This window comes from Pararobbsia alpina (assembly GCF_902859895.1).
Classification (GTDB): domain Bacteria; phylum Pseudomonadota; class Gammaproteobacteria; order Burkholderiales; family Burkholderiaceae; genus Pararobbsia; species Pararobbsia alpina.
In genome coordinates this window covers 1-1,114 of the sequence record NZ_CADIKM010000170.1, presented here as the reverse complement: position 1 = coordinate 1,114, position 1,114 = coordinate 1, and the positions used below count along the sequence as shown (strand labels likewise).

At 61.3% G+C, this 1,114-nt stretch carries 1 protein-coding gene; it reads right to left on the bottom strand.

Going from position 1 to position 1,114, the window contains the following annotated elements:
- Positions 1–11 precede the first annotated feature (11 nt).
- On the bottom strand, positions 12–713 hold the full coding sequence (tnpB, locus tag HV670_RS31780; protein ID WP_246258138.1) for an IS66 family insertion sequence element accessory protein TnpB: 702 nt from the start codon (positions 711–713) through the stop codon (positions 12–14).
- Between the last annotated feature and the right edge of the window lie 401 nt (positions 714–1,114).

The following is a 1,114-nucleotide window of genomic DNA, read 5'->3' as shown; positions in this document are numbered from 1 at the left end:
GTTCCGCAGGCTCAGACCACGCGGATTGCGTGATCAAAGGCGAGTGTCTGCCACGCGAGGCCCTTGACGAGCGCATCGAGCTGTTCGGCGTTCAACACGACGGCGGGCTCGCCGTGTCCGTCGCTCCACACGAAGCGGCCCTTGTTCAGCCGTCGCGCGGCAAGCCAGATACCCAGTCCGTCGTAGATCAGCACCTTCATGCGGGTCGAGCTCTTGTTGGCGAACAGGTACGCATGATGAGGCCGCGCAGCACCGAACACCTTGACCACACGCGCGAGAATCGTATCGGCGCCGGCGCGCATGTCCAGCGGTTCGGTCGCGAGCCACATCGCCTCGATACGGATCATCTGAGCCATCCCTGCAGCCATTGCGCGCACTCGCCAGCAGCGCTCACGGGCCAGCGCAACGTGACCGCTCGCCCCGCGGCGCAGCTCCACAACGATGTCCTGCGATACCTCGCTCGACTTCGCGTCACACAGTTGCAGCGGTACGAACTCGGCCGCGGGAATCGTTGCGCCACTCAGCGCCGGCGCGGCACTCCGTTCCTCTTGTGCCTTAAGCCACCGACGCAGCAGGTTCGCGTTCATCCGATAATGAAGTGCCACTGCAGCAATCGAGACGCCGGGCTGCATGCACGCCTGGACGGCTTGCGCCTTGAATTCCGCGCTATGCCGACGACGCCGTGAAACTCGAACTTCGACATTCTCTTCCATGGTGTACACGTGTCCACTTAAGTTTAAGGTGGACACGATCGTCGCTGGTTTGATGCGCTTCGTTCAAGATGGGATTGCCGGGCGCTTACCAATCTTCGGCGAATGCGCTCTGAGAAACTGGGCTTGTCCACATCCGGACAATGACAAAGGCGCGTCGGTAAACGGATTGGGGGAGTCAACGCCATACGTTACCGCGGGTCGACCGACAGCGCATCGACCCAGACGAGTCCGGTCCTGGGTGTTTCAATTCGCGCCATCTGATCGTATCAGCGCCAACCAGGTTACTTCACATCACTGGCGAATGCAGAAGATGCGGATGCTCGAGCATCTCGGCGATTACGCGCAGCGCCCGCTCGCATTCGATCCGATTCTTCGAACCTCCCAGACATACACGCAGCGCG